Here is a 16134-nt window from a genome sequence, read left to right as displayed (position 1 = left end):
GTACCACAATGGCTCCCGTGGAAGGAGTGGCATGATGACGAGTGGCTTGCGCAAGGGTCTGACGAGCTATGGCGATGCCGGCTTCTCGCTGTTCCTGCGCAAGGCGTTCATCAAGGCCATGGGCTATTCCGACGACGCGCTGGAGCGCCCGATCGTCGGCATCACCAATACCTATAGCGACTACAATCCCTGCCACGGCAACGTCCCTGAGATCATCGAGGCCGCCAAGCGCGGCGTGATGCTGTCGGGCGCGATGCCGTTCGTATTCCCGACCATCTCGATCGCCGAGAGTTTTGCGCATCCGACCTCGATGTATCTGCGCAATCTGATGGCGATGGACACCGAGGAGATGATCCGCGCGCAGCCGATGGATGCGGTGATCGTGATCGGCGGCTGCGACAAGACTCTTCCTGCACAAGTGATGGCGGCGATCAGCGCCGACCTGCCGACCGTGGTCATTCCCGTGGGACCGATGGTGGTCGGCCATCACAAGGGCGAGGTGCTCGGCGCCTGCACGGACTGCCGCCGGCTGTGGGCGAAATATCGCGCCGGTGACATGGACGATGCCGAGATCGAGGCGGTGAACGGGCGCCTGGCGCCCTCCGTCGGCACCTGCATGGTGATGGGCACCGCCTCCACAATGGCCTGCATGATCGAGGCCATGGGCCTGTCGCTGCCGATGAGCGCGACGATCCCCGCGCCGCATGCCGAGCGCTTCCGTCTCGCGGAGGCGAGCGGCAAGGTGGCGGCCGAGATGGCGAAAGCGAAGGGACCGAAGCCGAGCGAAGTGCTGACGCCGGCCTCATTCAGGAACGCGCAGGTCGTGCTTCAGGCGATCGGCGGCTCGACCAATGGCCTGATCCACCTGACGGCGATGGCGCATCGCTCGCCGCACCGGCTGGATCTCGAGGCCTTCGACCAGATCGGCCGCGAGGTGCCCGTGCTGGTCGATCTCAAGCCGTCCGGCGAGCACTATATGGAGCATTTCCATCACGCCGGCGGCGTGCCAAAGCTGCTGGCGCAGCTTGGCGATCTCATCGATCTCGATGCCAGGACCATCGCAGGCCAGACGTTGCGCGACGTCGTTGCGAATGCGGAAGACGTGCCCGGCCAGGATGCGATCCGTTCGCGCGACAATCCGATCAAGAAGGAAGGCGGCCTCGCCATCCTGCACGGCAATCTCGCGCCGCGCGGTGCGGTGATCAAGCAGTCGGCGGCGAGCTCGAAACTGTTGCAGCACACCGGGCGCGCCGTTGTGTTCGAATCCGTCGAGGACATGACCTTGCGGGTCGACGATCCCGATCTCGACGTGAACTCCGATGACGTGCTGGTGCTGCGCAATGCCGGCCCGAAGGGCGCTCCGGGTATGCCCGAGGCGGGTTATCTGCCGATCCCGAAGAAGCTCGCGCGCGGCGGCACCAAGGACATGGTGCGCATTTCGGACGCGCGCATGAGCGGCACGGCGTTCGGCACCATCGTGCTGCACATCACGCCGGAGTCCGCCGTCGGCGGGCCGCTGGCGCTGGTCAAGAACGGCGACATGATCAGCCTGGATGTCGCCAGGCGCAGCATCGAGCTGCTGGTCGATGCCGCCGAGTTGGATCGCAGGCGCGCTGCGTTGAAGCCGGCCGCGGCACCCGAGCAAGCACGGCGCGGCTACGCCTGGCTGTTCAACGAAACCATCATGCAGGCCGACGAGGGCTGCGATTTCGATTTCATGCAGAGGACTGGACCAAAGACCGAGAAGGGGTGAGCGACCACCCGATGTAACTCAGATCGGTGTTGGTCGGCGCTACTTGCCCTTGCTCGTGAACTTCTTCACGGCGGCGCGAAACGCCTCCGTGTTCATCGCCATGATGATCCTGTGCTCCTCGGCGTCGAGCTGCTGCTTCACCGGCGTGGTGGCGGCCTGGTAGACCAGCGATTTGGTGCCGGCGATCGCGGCCGGCGGGTTCTGCGCCAGCCGTTCGGCGAGTTGTCGCGTGGCCGCCTTCAACTCGGCGGCGGGAACGGCCTTGGCGACCAGACCCCAGTCATACGCCTGCTGCGCGGTAAAATTGTCCTCGGACAGGAAGATCTGGAGCGCGCGGCGGGAGCCGACCGTGCCGACGATGCCGACGGTCGAGCCGCCGTCCGGCGACACGCCGATCTTGGCATAGGCCGGCGTGAATTTGGCATCATCAGCGGCGATGCAGAGGTCGGTCACGAAGGCGAGGCCCATGCCGGCGCCGGCGGCCGAGCCATGGACGCTCGACAGCGAGATTTTCGGCATGCGCCTGATGATCTCGATGAAGGCGTGATAGTGCTTCAGGAGCTCGCCGACGACCGGCGTCACCGTGCCCGCTTCGGCCGCGGCTCCAATCGTCTGCAGATCGCCGCCGGCCGAGAAGGCGCGGCCCTCGCCCTCGATCACCACCACCCTGATTGCGTCGTCGCCTTCGATATAGGCGGCGAGCTGCTCGAGCTTCTGCGCGATGGCGAGATTGATCGAGTTGAACGCGGCGGGGCGGTTGAGCGTGATGGTCGCGATCGGGCCGTCGACCCGCAGCAGCGCGGGATCGTCGGGCTTTGAGATTGGAGCAGGCATCTTAAAATCCCCGGCAAGAGGTCAAGGCTCGAACTAAATCGCAGAAGGCGAAGGGAGACAATCCCCGCCCGTCGCCCTTGCGCTGGGCGGAACGATAGGCTCAAATGGGCCCGCCTTCGCCAAGGGACGGACACGAGCGCCGGCTCCTCGTAAGGCCAGCAAACCAAAATCAGCGAGAGAGGAGACGACATGGGTCACGCTCGTGTCTCCGGAAGTGGGCTGTTCCAATGACGGATGGTCCGGTGGTCATTGTCGGGGCCGGCCATGGCGGCTACCAGGTCGCGGCATCCCTGCGCCAGGCGGGTTTTTCCGAGCGCGTCTGCCTGATCAACGACGAGGCGCATCTGCCCTATCAGCGGCCGCCGCTGTCCAAGGGCTACATCAAGAGCTCCGCCGGGCCGGAGAGCCTGATGTTCCGGCCGGAGAAGTTTTACCAGGACCAGAAGATCGAGCTGATCGCGGGCCGCGCCGTCTCGATCGACCGCGCCGGCCGCAAGGTGCTTCTCGCTTCGGGCGAGACCTTGCCCTACGGCCACCTCGTCCTGGCCACGGGCGCGCGCAACCGGCTGCTCGACCTGCCCAATGCCAACCTGCCTGACGTGAAGTATTTGCGCATCCTCGACGAGAGCGAGGCGCTGCGCAAGATCATGCCGTCGAAGACGCGTGTCGTGGTCATCGGGGCCGGCTTCATTGGCCTCGAATTCGCGGCCACTGCGCGGATCAAGGGCCTTGAGGTCGACGTGCTCGAGCTTGCCCCGCGCGTGATGGCGCGCGCGGTGACGGCGGAGGTCTCGGAGTATTTTCAGGCGCGGCATCGCGAGGCCGGCATCCGCATCCACCTCGGCGTGCAGGCGACCGCGATCGAGGCCGAAGGCGGCAAGGTCACCGGCGTCTCCTTGAGCGACGGACGGCACCTGCCCGCCGACCTCGTCGTGGTCGGCGTCGGCGTGCTGCCGAACATCGAGCTTGCGGCGGAGGCGGGGCTTCCCGTTGCCGCCGGCATCATCGTTGATGAGTATCTTTCGACGGCTGATGCCAATATCTCCGCGATCGGCGACTGCGCGCTGTTCGCCAGCCCCCGCTTCGGCGGCTCGCTGCGGCTGGAATCGGTGCAGAACGCCACCGACCACGCCCGCTGCCTCGCGGCGCGGCTGACCGGCGACAGGAAGGTCTATGACAGCCATCCCTGGTTCTGGAGCGACCAGGGCGACGACAAGCTCCAGATCGCCGGCCTCACCACCGGCTACGACCGCGTCGTGCTGCGCGGCGATCCCGCCAAGAAGGCGTTCTCGGCCTTCTGCTACAAGGGCGACAGTCTGCTCGGCATCGAATCCATCAACCGCGCCGGTGACCACATGTTCGGCCGCCGATTGCAGGCCATGGACCGCTCGATCACGCCGGAGCAGGCCGCCGATGAAAGCTTCGATCTGAAGAGCGCGCTGGCGTGATCTTCTCCCTCGCCCCGCTTGCGGGGAGAGGGTCGGGGTGAGGGGACTCTCCGCGGGGACGGTGATAGTCGGACTCGCGGAGGCTCCCCCTCACCCGCCACGCTTCGCTTGTCCGCCTCTCCCCGCAGGCGGGGAGAGGCGAAGAAGAAGCTCCGTCTTACAAAACCGCCTTAACTTCCTTTGCCGTCGGCATCGACGGCCCGGCGCCCATGCGCTGCACGCTGATCGAGGCGGCGGCGTTGGCGAAGGCGAGCGCGGCGGGCAAGGCGGCGCCATCGGCGAGGCACGCTGCAAGTGCGCCGACGAAGCAGTCGCCGGCGCCCGTGGTGTCGACAGCGTTCACCGCGCGGCCGGGTACCGCGATCTCCTCGCGCCCCGCCAGCGCGAGCACGCCGCGCGTGCCGAGGGTGACGCAGATGGTCTGGTCCGCACGCGCCTGACGTTTTCGCGCGACGTCGATGATCCGGGCGGCCTCGTCGCCGTCGGCGAGCTCGGTGCCGGCGAGGAAGCCGAGCTCAGTCTCGTTCAGCACGAGGATGTCGACCAGCGCGAGCAGCTCGCCGGACATTTTTTGTGCGGGCGCCGGGTTGAGCAGTGTCGTGACCCCGGCTGCACGCGCGCGCTGGAAAAACGCGGCAATGGTCGGCAGCGGAATTTCGAACTGGCTGACGGCGACGTCGCCCTTCAGCAGCGGCACGACGCCGACATCATCCGCGCTGACAAGTGCGTTGGCCCCCGGGATGACGACAATGGTATTGTCGGCCTCCGCGACCGTAATGATGGCGGTGCCGGTGTGCGCATCGGCCGTCTCCTGGACGTAGCCGAGATCGATGCCCTGTTCGCCCAGGAATGTCCGGAGCTCAGCGCCGAACGAATCCTTGCCCAGCCGGCCGATCAGCGTGGTCCCGGCACCAAGCCGCGCCGCGGCGACCGCCTGGTTCGCACCCTTGCCGCCTGGAAAATACAGCACCTGCCGGCCGGCGACGGTCTCGCCGACCTTGGGATGGCGATCGGCTGTCGCCACCACATCCATGTTGATGCTGCCGGCGACGAAGACGCGCCCCATGATGACCTCGACGAATGCTAGACCCTGACCTCGAACTCGTGCCTGACCTTGGCGATGTCGACAAGCGTCGGCAGGCCGGCCTCGTTGCCGAGGCGCTGGATCTTGAAGGTCGAAGCGGCGCGGGCAAAATCAAAATGCTCGCGCCAGCTTTTGCCGGGATGGGCGAGGTAGGAATAGACATAGGCGCCGTGGAAGACGTCGCCGGCGCCATTGGTGTCGATCACGCGCTCGCGCGGGATCGGCATCGCCGGCATCACCTGGACCGTCCCGGTCTCGTCGTACCAGAGCAGGCCCTTCTCGCCCATGGTGACGCCGCCGATCTTGCAGCCGCGGCCCTTGAGGTAGTCGAGCATCTTCTCCGGCGTCAGGTCCATCTGCTCGCATAGCCGCTCCGCGACGATCGCGACGTCGATGAATTCCAGCAGCTCATGCGTGTTGGTGCGCAGGCCGCCGCCGTCGAGCGAGGTCAAAATTCCGGCCTCGCGGCAGACCTTGGCGTAGTGGATCGCCGCGTCGGGCTGATGGCCGTCGACATGCAGCGCGCGGCAGCCGCCGAGATTGAGCATCGGGAACGGATGGATGTGCTCGTCGTCGCGGCAGCGGACGATGGCGCGCTTGCCGTCCTTGGGCATGATGAAGGAGAGCGACGACTGATTGACCTTCCGCCCGTGCAGCGAGATCGCGTATTTCGCGCACATGTCCTGGAACATGCGGCCCAGCCAGTCATTGGCCGCCGTGGCGATCAGGTCGGGCACGATGCCGAGCTTGGCGCAGCAGAACGCCGCCGTCACCGCATTGCCGCCGAAGGAGACCGCGTAATCCGAGGCCACGTGCTTTTCGTCGCCGGTCGGCATGTGGTCGGTGATGAAGACGACGTCGATATAGGTCTGTCCGATGAAGAGAGCCTGCATTGCTTGTCCGTGATGCGCTGGGTGATCCCGGCGGGCGCGCTTACTCTAGCACCGGTTCCGCGGATGGACCGCTGAAATTATTCGCAAAACTGCCGCCCGAAGCGCTTGAGGTCAGCATGGTGCCGGAATACGACCATCACCGGGTAATGCCAAGCCCGGCAAATGCCGTATTTCGGCCCGCGGTTCCAGGTCGACAATGGTCGATCAATCGGTCGACCAAGAGGGGGAAAGATGATCACCGGCCTCGATCACGTCGTCGCTCTGGTGAGGGATATCGCTGCGGCCAAGGCTGCCTATCAGAGGTTGCTCGCCCGCGCGCCGGCCTGGCAGAACTCCGGCGAGGGCGCTGACCGGGTGCTGTTCACCCTCGAGAACATGACGATCGAGCTGATGGCGCCGAGCGGCTTCAGCGTGACCGCCGACCGGATGCGCGCGCTGCTCGACGACCAGGAGGGCGTGCTCGCCAGCCTGTGCTTTCGCGTCGCAGACATCGGCAAGATGCACCGGCGGCTGGAGCGGGTGGCCTTGAGACCGGACCCGGTCGCTGAGGTCGAAAGCAGCGATGCGGACTCCGATGCTGTCCTGCACTGGAAGCGCACGCGCGCCGCCACGGAACTCACGCGCGGCGTGCGCATGTTCTTCCTCGAGCTCGCCGAGGAGCGCCCCAAATCGGCCGTGACCGCCATCGCGCCGATCGACGCGCTCGACCACGTCGTGGTCACCACCGAGGATTCCGACCGCGCCGCCGCGCTCTATGGCGCGCGGCTCGGGCTCGATCTGGCGCTCGACCGTTCGCACCAGGATTGGGGCCAGCTGATGTTCTTCCGCTGCGGCGACCTCATCGTCGAGGTGGTGCGCCGTCCCGTGGCCGGCGGCGACGCCCTGCGTGACCGTCTCTGGGGCCTGAGCTGGCGCGTCGCCGACATCGACGCGACGCGTGCCCGCCTGATCGCTGGCGGCCTCGACGTCACCGAGGTCCGCAACGGCCGCAAGCCGGGCACGCGGATCATGACGGTCAGGACCGGCACCTGCGGCATCCCGACCGTGTTGCTGGAGCGCTCGCCGAAGCCGGTGGAGTGACGGGGCGGTCTCTCCACTCGTCATTGCGAGCGCAGCGAAGCAATCCAGAATCTTCCCGCGGAGGCCGTCTGGATTGCTTCGCTGCGCTCGCAATGACGGGTTGAGGCAGGCGCCTGCCTCTCCTACGTCCCGACGAGCCTGCAATGACGAAACTATGCGGCGCGCCGCGCCCGTGATAAATGCGATCTGGACGGTCACCCAGCGAGCAACCGGTTTGGCGAAGGCAAAGCGAACTCTGAAATGGCAGCGCGACCCCGAGGGGATGCGGCTGCGCATTCTCGAAGCCGCCAAGCAGGAGTTTTCCACCCACGGTCTCGCCGGCGCGCGCGTCGACAGGATCGCGGCCAAGGCCGGCGCCAACAAGCGCATGCTCTACTATCACGTCGGCAACAAGGACGAGCTTTATCTTGCGGTGCTCGAAGGCGCCTATGACAAGATCCGCAGCGAGGAGCGCGGGCTCGATCTCGAACATCTCGATCCGCCCGAGGCGATCCGCCGCCTGATCGAGTTCACCTGGAATTACTTCCTGCGCAATCCCGAATTCCTGTCGCTGCTCCAGACCGAGAACCTCGCGCGCGCAAAACACCTGAAGCGCTCGACCAAGGTCAAGTCGATGCACTCGCCCTTCGTCGAGATGATCCGCACCGTGGTGCGGCGCGGCGTCGACAGCGGCGACTTTCAGGTCGCGGTCGATCCGGTGCAGCTCTACATCTCCATCGCGGGACTCTGCTTCTTCTACCTCTCGAACTCGGCGACGCTCAGCGTGATCTTCGGCCGGGACCTGCTCGCCAGGGAGGCCAAGGACGAGCGGCTGGCGCACATGGTCGGCCTCGTGCTCGCCGCGCTGACGGGACGATCGGCGGAGCTGTTCGAGATCGCCAAAGCGCCAAAGTCGCGCGCTGCGGTGGCGCAGACGGTTTAGTCTTCCAAACTTTCCGCATTCGTCATGGCCGGGCTTGTCCCGGCCATCCACGTGCGTCCAAGCGCAGGAGAGACGTGGATGCCCGGGACAAGCCCGGGCATGACGGGGAACCCAGCACAAAACGTCACAGGGAAAGCTCTGGACAGTATTTATCCAACGGGTTAATTTCTCGCCCGAACAACAAGACTGCCGGGAGTGAGACGTGGCTGAACTGAAGCCGCAAAGCGCGCTGTCCAAGATGCTGAATGCGGCCTGGGTGCGGCCGTTTCTGTTCCTGGTCTGCATCGTCGTCGTCTGGGATCTGTCGATCCGCCTGTTCCGGATCCCCGCCTATCAGATCCCGTCCCCCCTCGACGTCGTCGCCGTGCTGCGTACCGAATGGCCGGAGCTGCTGCGCCAGTCGTGGCCGACCACCTATGCGACCGTCTGCGGCTTCCTGCTGTCGGCACTGTTCGGCATCCCCGTCGCGATGCTGATCGCAGGCTCGAAGACGGTGGAGAGCTACGTCTATCCGCTGCTGGTGTTCTCCCAGTCCGTGCCCAAGATCGCGATCGCGCCGCTGTTCGTGGTCTGGTTTGGCTTCGGCATCATCCCTAAGGTGATCTCGGCGTTCCTGCTCGGCTTCTTCCCCGTCGTGGTCTCCGCCGTGCAGGGCTTCAAGTCCGTCGACCCCGACATGGTCGATCTCGCTCGCGCCATGCAGGGCAGCCGCTTCCAGGTGTTCCGCGCGGTGAACCTGCCGCACGCGCTGCCGGCGATCTTCTCCGGTCTCAAAGTGTCGGTGACGCTCGCCGTGGTCGGCGCCGTCGTCGGTGAGTTCGTCGGCTCCAATTCCGGCATCGGCTACGTGATGCAGCGCTCGATCGGCACCTTCGACCTGCCGACCATGTTCGCGGCCCTCGTGATCCTTGCGCTGCTCGGCGTGATCCTGTTCTGGATCGTGGACCGGATCGAGAAGCTGATCATTCCCTGGCACGTCAGCCAGCGCGAAGACGTGATTTTCGCATCCTAAACTGAAGCCAATGAACGGCCACCAACGGCCGTCGCAACAACGACAAGGGAGAGCAATGATGAAGCGGTGGATAGGGGCTGTCGCAGCGGCGCTGATGGTGTTTGCGGCCATGCCGGCGCAGGCAGCCGACAAGGTCGTGCTGATGCTCAACTGGTACGTCTATGGCGAGCACGCGCCGTTCTATTACGGCAAGGCCAAGGGCATCTACGCGGCCGAGGGCATCGACCTCGAGATCCAGGAAGGCCGCGGCTCGGCTGCGACCACCCAGGCGGTTGCCGCCAAGACCGCCGACTTCGGCTACGTCGACGTTCCCACCATGATGCGCGCCGCGATCAAGGGCGCGCCCGTGGTCGCGACCGGCGTGCTGCTCCAGACCAGCCCGATGTCCGCCATGGGCTTCGTCGACAAGAACATCAGGAAGCCCGAGGACATCAAGGGCAAGACGGTGGCGATCACGCCGGCCGATTCCATGACCCAGATCTGGCCGCTGTTCCTGAAGAAGACGGGCCTCAAGGAGAGCGACTTTCAGACCGTGGCCGGCGACGGCCAGACCAAGCTCAACGCCGTCATCAACGGCCAGGCCGACCTGCTGCTCGGCTACGTCATGGACCAGTCGATGAAGATCAAGGACGCCACCGGCAAGGACGTCTATCCGATCAAGTTCGCCGACTACGGCATCAACATGGTGTCCTCCGGCATCATCGCCAACGCCGACTATGTGAAGGCGAATGCCGACCTCGTTCGCCGCTTCATGTCGGCGACGACCAAGGCGGTCGAAGCCGCCGAGAAGGAGCCGAGGGCTGCGGCGCAGTCGATCCTCGATGCCAACCCCAAGGGCGGCAAGATCGACACGCTGACGCAGGGCTTCGAGCTGACCATTCCGCTCTACCGGACCGCGGAGACCAAGAGCAAGCGGCCGTTCCAGGTCACCGACCAGAACATGACCGAGACCGTCAATCTGCTGGTCGAATATGGCGGGCTCGATGCCAAGGCCAAGGACAACCCGAAGGCCTTCTACACCAACGACTATCTGCCGAAGAGCGGCTCGTGAGTCACAAGCACTGTCATTCCGGGATGGTCCGAAGGACCAGACCCGGAATCTCGAGATTCCGGGTTCGCCCTTAGGGCGCCCCGGAATGACGGTTCCTATCGAGTGGACTAGATGAGATGACCCCAGCAACGAAGGTGGTAGGTGACGTGCAGCCGGCCGCGCATCTGAGACTGGTGAGCGACCGGGCTGCCGGCGATGCGTCGGGCATCAAGCTGTCGGGCGTGTCGAAGACCTACCGGACGCGCGACGGCGATGTGCCGTCGCTGCGGCCGCTCGACTTCCACATCAATGACGGCGAGTTCTTCGTCGTGGTCGGCCCAAGCGGCTGCGGCAAGTCCACGTTGCTCAAGTTGATCTCGGGCTTGCTGCCGCCGACCACGGGCGAGATCCTGGTCGAGGGCGAGAAGGTGACGACGCCGCACGGCAATGTCGGCATCGTCTTCCAGAACGCGCTGCTGCTGCCATGGCGCAACATCCTCAACAACGTCATGCTGCCGATCGACATGAAGCGGCTGCCGCGGCAGGAATATCTCGATCGTGCCAAGTCGCTGTTGAAGCTGGTCGGGCTCGAAGGTTTCGAGAAGAAGCTCCCCTGGCAGCTCTCCGGCGGCATGCAGCAGCGCGCCTCGATCTGCCGCGCGCTGGTGCACGACCCCAGGATCATGCTGATGGACGAGCCGTTCGGCGCGCTCGATGCGTTGACGCGCGAGCGTATGAATGTCGAGCTGATGCGGATCCAGCGCGAGACGAAGAAGACGGTGCTGCTGATCACGCATTCGATTCCGGAGGCCGTATTCCTCGCCGACCGCGTGCTGGTCATGACCGAGCGGCCCGGCGCAGTCGCCGCGATCTACGACGTGCCGCTGCCGCGCCCGCGCTCGCTCGACGTGATGGCGGATCCGGTGTTCACGGAATTGGTGCAACGCATCCGCAAGCATTTCTTCTCGCAAGGTTCGCTGGACTAAAACCATGGCGCCGCGCCTGAAGCTGCGAGACATCGCATTCTTCGAACGTCCCGTGCATTTCGCGCGGCCGTTCCGCTTTGGCGCTGTGACCATCAATGCGACGCCGCAGCTGTTCGTGCGGGTCGAGATCGAGGTCGAGGGCAGAGGGACCGCCGTCGGCGCCAGCGCCGAGCTGCTGGTGCCGAAATGGTTCGACAAGCGGCCGGAGCTGTCGCCGCAGCAGACGGTGGACGGGTTGCGACGGTCGCTGGAGATCGCGCGCGGCCTCTATCTGGCGCGGACCGGATTTCTGACGGCGTTCGATCTGCATGCCTCGTGCATCGGCGCCCAGGTCGCGACCTGCGCGAAAAAGAACATTCCGGCGCTTGCTGCGGCTTATGGCCCCGCAGAAATCGACAAGGCGATCCTCGATGCGCTGCTCCGCGCCGCCGGGACCAGCTTCTTCGACGGAATGGCCGGCAACATCGCCGGCATCGATGCGCGGCTTTCGCCCGATCTGAAGGACGCGGAGCTCACGACGTTTCTTTCCGGCCGCAAGCCGCTGCCGCGCGTTGCCATCAGGCATACCGTCGGCCTCGATGATGCCGTCGAAGGCGAGGGCGGTGTCGCCGATCCACGCGAGAACGCCGGCGCGCATTATTTCAAGCTGAAGCTGTCGGGCGATCCCGCAGCCGATGCGGCGCGGCTGGCCCGCATCGGCAAGCAGCTCGACACGCTGGGGCGCGACTACAAGGTGACGCTCGACGCCAACGAGCAATACGCCGATCTGGCGGCGTTGCGCGCGCTGATGGACCGGATCGACCATGATTCCGCATTGCGGCCGATCGCCTCGCGATTGCTGTATGTCGAACAGCCGATGCCGCGCGATATCACGCGGCAATCGCCGCTGGACTCGCTGTCCGCGCACGGCTTCATCATCGACGAGGCCGATGATTCCTACGATGCATTCCCCGCGGCGCGGGCGCTCGGCTATTGCGGCATTTCCTCGAAGTCCTGCAAGGGGCTCTACAAATCCATCGTCAACGCGACGCGCGCGGCGAAATGGAGCGCGGGCGGCGAGCGGTTCTTCGTGACCGGCGAGGATCTGACCTGCCAGGCTGGCCTCGCCGTGCAGCAGGACCTCGCGCTCGGGGCTTTCATCGGCGTGACCCATGCCGAGCGCAACGGCCATCACTATGTCGACGGCTTTGCCGAGGTGCCGGCTGCTGAAGCTGCGGCCTTCGCGGCCGCGCATCCCGATCTCTATGCCGATGCCGGGCAGGGCATCCGGCTTTCCATTCACAACGGCGATCTCCTGACGGGATCGCTTCACGCAACGGGCTTTGCGACCTCGGTCCATCCGGACTGGTCTGCACTCCGCCCGCTCGAACAGCCAAGATCAGTTCAGGAGCAATTGGCATGACCACCCAACGCCTCGGCCTCATCATGAACGGCGTCACCGGCCGCATGGGGCTCAACCAGCATCTGATCCGCTCGATCGTCGCGATCCGCGACCAGGGCGGTGTCCGCTTGAAGAACGGCGACCGCGTGATGCCCGACCCGATCCTGGTCGGCCGCAGTGCCGACAAGGTCGAGGCGCTCGCCAAACGCTACAACATCACGCGCTGGACCACCGACCTCGATGCGGCGCTCGCCGACACGAACGACACCATGTTCTTCGACGCCGCGACCACGCAGGCGCGGCCGGGCCTGCTGACCCAGGCGATCAATGCCGGCAAGCACGTCTACTGCGAGAAGCCGATCGCAACGAATTTCGAGGAAGCCGTCGAGGTCGTGAAGCTCGCCAACGCCAGGGGCGTCAAGCACGGCACGGTGCAGGACAAGCTGTTCCTGCCCGGCCTGAAGAAGATCGCCTTCCTGCGCGACTCCGGCTTCTTCGGCCGCATCCTCTCGGTGCGCGGCGAGTTCGGCTATTGGGTGTTCGAGGGCGGCTGGCAGGAGGCGCAGCGGCCGTCGTGGAACTACCGCGACGAGGACGGCGGCGGCATCATTCTGGATATGGTCTGTCATTGGCGCTACGTGCTCGACAACCTCTTCGGCGAGGTCGAGAGCGTGAGCTGCATCGGCAACACCGACATTCTCGAGCGCTATGACGAGCAGGGCAAGAAGTACAAGGCGACCGCCGACGACTCGGCCTACGCGACTTTCCAGCTCAAGGGCGGCGTCATCGCCCACATCAACATGTCCTGGGTCACGCGCGTCTACCGCGACGACCTCGTCACGTTCCAGGTCGACGGCACCCACGGCTCGGCGGTCGCAGGGCTCACCGACTGCATGATCCAGGCCCGGCAGGCGACGCCCCGCCCGGTCTGGAATCCCGACGAGAAGCGGCTGCACGATTTTTACGGCGACTGGCAGAAGCTGCCGGACAACGTCACCTACGACAACGGCTTCAAGGAGCAGTGGGAGATGTTCATCCGCCACGTCTACGAGGACGCGCCCTACAAGTTCACGCTGCTCGAAGGCGCCAAGGGCGTGCAGCTCGCGGAATGCGCGCTGAAGAGCTGGAAGGAGCGGCGCTGGATCGACGTCGCCCCGATCAAGGCCTGAAGTTGATTGGATAAGCCCCGATGTTTACCAAGCCGTCATTGCGAGGAGCGAAGCGACGAAGCAATCCAGACTGTTGCCGCGGAGGCATTCTGGATTGCTTCGCTTCGCTCGCAATGACGGGGAGAGGTCTGAAATCATGAACAAGCCCGTCCAGCCGATGTCTTCATTGTCGCTCAAGCTGCCGAAGGCCGATCGCTCGATCGAGACCTATCGGCTCGCGGCCTCGCGCACGTTCCCGGCGAAGCTCGAGGGACCGCTCAACCGCATTGCGTTCTCGGCCGTGCACACGGTCGCCGATCCCTTCGCCGACAACGATCCCTGGCTTTCGGTTGCCGTCGACTGGGACAAGACCATCGCCTTCCGCGAGCACGTCTGGGACCTTGGCCTCGGCGTTGCCGAAGCCATGGATACCGCGCAGCGCGGCATGGGGCTGGACTGGCCGACCTCGCTGGAGCTGATCACGCGTTCGGTCGCCGCCGCCAAGCGCCGCAACGCGCTGGTGTTCTCCGGCGCTGGCACGGACCATCTCGCGGTCGAGGATGCCAAGAGTCTCGACGATGTGATCCGCGCCTATCAGGAGCAGATCTCGGCGGTCGAAAAGGTCGGCGGCCGCATCATCCTGATGGCCTCGCGCGCGCTCGCCAAGCTCGGCCGCAACGCCGACGACTACGCCAAGGTCTACGACCGGGTGCTGTCGGGGGTAGCGCAGCCCGTGATCATCCATTGGCTCGGCGACATGTTCGATCCGGCACTGGCGGGCTATTGGGGCACCAAAGATCTCGACAAGGCGATGGACACCGCCGTCGCCATCATCAATGGCAACGCCGCCAAGGTCGATGGCGTCAAGGTCTCGCTGCTCGACAAACAGCGCGAGATCGACATGCGCCGGCGGCTCGACAAGCGCATCAAGATGTATACCGGCGATGATTTCAATTATGCCGAGCTGATCGCCGGCGACAGCGAAGGCTTCTCGCACGCGCTGCTCGGCATCTTCGATGCCATTGCACCGGCGGCCTCCTACGCGCTGTCGCGGCTGGCGGCCGGCGATGAAGCCGGCTTCCACGACGTACTCGGACCGACGGTGCCGCTGTCGCGGCACATCTTCAAGGCGCCGACGCGCTTCTACAAGACCGGCGTCGTGTTCATGGCGTATCTCAACGGTCACCAGGACCATTTCACCATGGTCGGCGGTCAGGAGAGCACGCGCTCCACGCTGCATCTGGCCGAGCTGTTCCGTCTGGCTGACAAGGCCGGCCTGCTCGCCAATCCTGAACTCGCGACGCAGCGGATGAAGACCGTGCTCGCCACCCATGGTATCGAATCCTGATGCGCGATTTCTCGTCCGACCACCGCTGGCTGTCGCTGAACACGGCGACCGTCCGCAAGCAGGGTGATCTGGTGGAAATCATCGATGCCTGCGCCAGACATGGCATCCGCGCCATCGATCCCTGGCGCGACCAAGTCGCCGCCGTCGGGCTCGAGCGCGCTGCGCGCGCGGTGCGCGAGGCCGGCCTCGATCTCTCGGGTTATTGCCGCGGCGGCATGTTCACATCCGACGCAGCGCGCCGGAGCGAGGTGCGCGACGACAACCGGCGCTGTGTGGACGAGGCCAAGGCGCTGGGCGCGCCCTGCATCGTTCTCGTCGTCGGTGGCCTGCCGCAATATTCGCGGCCGGGCAGCGAGGCCTCGAAGGACATCGCCGGCGCGCGGACGCAAGTCGAGGAAGCGCTGGCCGAGATGCTCGACTACGCCAAACAGGCAAAGCTGCCGCTGGCCATCGAACCGCTGCATCCGGCCTACGCGGCCGACCGTGCCTGCGTGAACACCACAAAACAGGCGCTCGACATCTGCGACCGGCTCGACCCCGGCCGCAGCGGCATGCTCGGTGTCGCGCTCGACGTCTATCACATCTGGTGGGATCCGGAGCTGATGGGCCAGATCGCGCGTGCCGGGAGGGATCGCCTGCTCGCCTTCCACGTCTGCGACTGGCTGGTGCCGACCAGGGACATCCTCAACGACCGCGGCATGATGGGCGACGGTGTCATCGACATCAAATCGGTGCGCACCGCGGTCGAGGCGCAGGGCTTTGCCGGCTATTCCGAGATCGAGATCTTCTCGACCGACTGGTGGGGCAAGCCGATGGACGAGGTGCTCCGCACCTGCATCGCGCGGCACAAGACGGTGGTCTAGAGCATGATCCGGAAAAGTGTGAAGCGGTTTTCCGAAAAGATCATGCTCAAACAATAACCTAAAGCGCGATGACGATTCGTCCCAATCTCATCGCGCTTTAGTCTTACTGAGTCAGAAAATCGCAATCCGATCGAACTGAGAATCGAGGTATTAGAGCAGATTCACTCAGATCGAGAGGAACTGAGATGGGTCGCCGAGGGAAAGGAACCAGCGAAACGCGGTTTACGGCTTACGTTGATGGTCTTGTCAGCGTGATCGGACATGCCGATCGAGCGCGACCGCTTCGGGATTATTGCACCGGGCTGTTGTTGCCCTGCGAACGCAAGAGCGTCGAGCCGATGGCGGCGGTGAC

15 protein-coding genes are annotated in these 16134 nt (G+C 65.1%); 12 read left to right on the top strand and 3 right to left on the bottom strand.

Features of this window, described 5'->3' with window-relative positions; translation table 11 throughout:
* The first annotated feature begins 34 nt into the window (after positions 1 to 34).
* Positions 35 to 1753: an IlvD/Edd family dehydratase gene (locus tag GPL20_RS12320; RefSeq protein ID WP_167533006.1), complete on the top strand. Its 1719-nt coding sequence runs from the start codon at positions 35 to 37 to the stop codon at positions 1751 to 1753.
* A 39-nt stretch (positions 1754 to 1792) separates the two neighbouring features.
* Here GPL20_RS12320 and GPL20_RS12315 read toward each other — a convergent pair whose 3' ends face one another.
* Entirely contained in the window at positions 1793 to 2587 is a 795-nt protein-coding gene (locus GPL20_RS12315; RefSeq protein WP_157329746.1) for an enoyl-CoA hydratase/isomerase family protein, read from the bottom strand.
* A 227-nt stretch (positions 2588 to 2814) separates the two neighbouring features.
* Between GPL20_RS12315 and GPL20_RS12310 the strand changes: the two genes are divergently transcribed.
* Positions 2815 to 4035 carry an NAD(P)/FAD-dependent oxidoreductase gene (locus tag GPL20_RS12310; RefSeq protein ID WP_157329745.1) on the top strand — a complete coding sequence of 407 codons (1221 nt, stop codon included), beginning with the start codon at positions 2815 to 2817 and terminating at the stop codon, positions 4033 to 4035.
* A 157-nt stretch (positions 4036 to 4192) separates the two neighbouring features.
* On the opposite strand, the gene rbsK is transcribed toward GPL20_RS12310, so the two are convergent.
* Both rbsK and GPL20_RS12300 read right to left on the bottom strand, forming a co-directional pair.
* A complete protein-coding gene (rbsK, locus tag GPL20_RS12305; RefSeq protein WP_157329744.1) occupies positions 4193 to 5101 on the bottom strand; it encodes a ribokinase in 909 nt (302 codons plus the stop codon).
* A 17-nt stretch (positions 5102 to 5118) separates the two neighbouring features.
* Entirely contained in the window at positions 5119 to 6012 is an 894-nt protein-coding gene (locus tag GPL20_RS12300) for a sugar kinase (protein WP_157329743.1), read from the bottom strand.
* 231 nt (positions 6013 to 6243) lie between these two features.
* On the opposite strand from GPL20_RS12300, the gene GPL20_RS12295 reads away from it, so the two are divergent.
* The 10 genes from GPL20_RS12295 to GPL20_RS12250 all read left to right on the top strand — a co-directional run.
* Positions 6244 to 7092 carry a VOC family protein gene (locus GPL20_RS12295; protein ID WP_157329742.1) on the top strand — a complete coding sequence of 283 codons (849 nt, stop codon included), beginning with the start codon at positions 6244 to 6246 and terminating at the stop codon, positions 7090 to 7092.
* 214 nt (positions 7093 to 7306) lie between these two features.
* Positions 7307 to 8014, top strand: a complete 708-nt coding sequence (locus GPL20_RS12290; RefSeq protein WP_205751162.1) for a TetR/AcrR family transcriptional regulator — start codon at positions 7307 to 7309, stop codon at positions 8012 to 8014.
* Between the two features lie 202 nt (positions 8015 to 8216).
* The gene (locus tag GPL20_RS12285) at positions 8217 to 9026 is read left to right on the top strand and encodes an ABC transporter permease (RefSeq protein WP_254126519.1); all 810 of its coding nucleotides are present in this window, start codon (positions 8217 to 8219) and stop codon (positions 9024 to 9026) included.
* Positions 9027 to 9084: 58 nt separating this feature from the next.
* A complete protein-coding gene (locus tag GPL20_RS12280; RefSeq protein WP_157329903.1) occupies positions 9085 to 10077 on the top strand; it encodes an ABC transporter substrate-binding protein in 993 nt (330 codons plus the stop codon).
* Between the two features lie 116 nt (positions 10078 to 10193).
* Positions 10194 to 11042 (top strand): ABC transporter ATP-binding protein, encoded by an 849-nt coding sequence (locus GPL20_RS12275; RefSeq protein ID WP_157329741.1) that lies wholly within the window; start codon positions 10194 to 10196, stop codon positions 11040 to 11042.
* A gap of 4 nt (positions 11043 to 11046) precedes the next feature.
* Complete coding sequence (locus GPL20_RS12270; RefSeq protein WP_157329740.1) at positions 11047 to 12444, top strand: hypothetical protein; 1398 nt, start codon at positions 11047 to 11049, stop codon at positions 12442 to 12444.
* Positions 12441 to 13592: a Gfo/Idh/MocA family protein gene (locus tag GPL20_RS12265; protein ID WP_157329739.1), complete on the top strand. Its 1152-nt coding sequence runs from the start codon at positions 12441 to 12443 to the stop codon at positions 13590 to 13592. Before GPL20_RS12270 ends, GPL20_RS12265 begins: the two co-directional genes overlap by 4 nt.
* 136 nt (positions 13593 to 13728) lie before the next feature.
* A complete protein-coding gene (locus GPL20_RS12260; RefSeq protein WP_157329738.1) occupies positions 13729 to 14919 on the top strand; it encodes a dihydrodipicolinate synthase family protein in 1191 nt (396 codons plus the stop codon).
* A complete protein-coding gene (locus GPL20_RS12255) occupies positions 14919 to 15782 on the top strand; it encodes a sugar phosphate isomerase/epimerase family protein (protein WP_157329737.1) in 864 nt (287 codons plus the stop codon). The genes GPL20_RS12260 and GPL20_RS12255 overlap by 1 nt, the downstream gene beginning before the upstream one ends.
* 185 nt (positions 15783 to 15967) lie before the next feature.
* Positions 15968 to 16134 (top strand): transposase (locus GPL20_RS12250; RefSeq protein ID WP_205751163.1); only part of this gene is annotated, 167 nt, incomplete at its 3' end.

Source organism: Bradyrhizobium cajani, from assembly GCF_009759665.1.
Classification (GTDB): Bacteria; Pseudomonadota; Alphaproteobacteria; order Rhizobiales; family Xanthobacteraceae; genus Bradyrhizobium; species Bradyrhizobium cajani.
This window is presented reverse-complemented; position numbering and strand designations above follow the sequence as displayed.